We start from the raw sequence: 604 nt of genomic DNA, 5'->3' as shown, positions 1-604 counted from the left end.
GACACATAGCCAGTAAGTGACGATTGCCGCCAGCGCGATGGCTGACAGGAAGACCTTTGGGCATCTGTCGTAACGGGTCGCGACCCGCCGCCACTCCTTCAACCTGCCGAACATGATTTCGATCCGGTTGCGCCGTTTGTAGCGACGCTTGTCGTACTTCACCGGTTTCTTGCGCTGTTGTCGACCGGGGATGCAGGCGCGTATCCCTTTGGCTTTCAACGCTTCTCTGAACCAATCGGCGTCGTAACCACGATCTCCGAGCAGCCAATCTACTTTTGGCAGGCTGCCAACGAGAGCCCGTGGCCGATGTAATCGCTGACCTGACCGGCTGTCACAAAGAGGTTCAGTGGGCGCCCTTGGCTGTCGCAGATGGCGTGCAACTTTGTGTTCTTGCCGCCTTTGGTGCGGCCAATCTCGCGGCCACGTACCCTTTTTCGGCGCCCGGACTGGACGCCGTGCGATGAGCCTTCAGGTAGGTGGCGCCGATCATCACAGTTTTCGTCTCGCCGTGATCAGCCGCCAATCCCATCATCATCTCGGCGAAGGTGCCCTTGTCGCTCCACCGCTTCCAACGATTGTAGAGCGTCTTGTGCGGCCCGTATGC

At 59.3% G+C, this 604-nt stretch carries 1 pseudogene; it reads right to left on the bottom strand.

Going from position 1 to position 604, the window contains the following annotated elements:
• Nucleotides 1-604, bottom strand: a pseudogene (locus ACR0J8_RS24270) (IS5 family transposase); the annotation flags it as partial.

The sequence above is a fragment of the Ruegeria sp. N11 genome (assembly GCF_056531525.1).
This window is presented reverse-complemented; position numbering and strand designations above follow the sequence as displayed.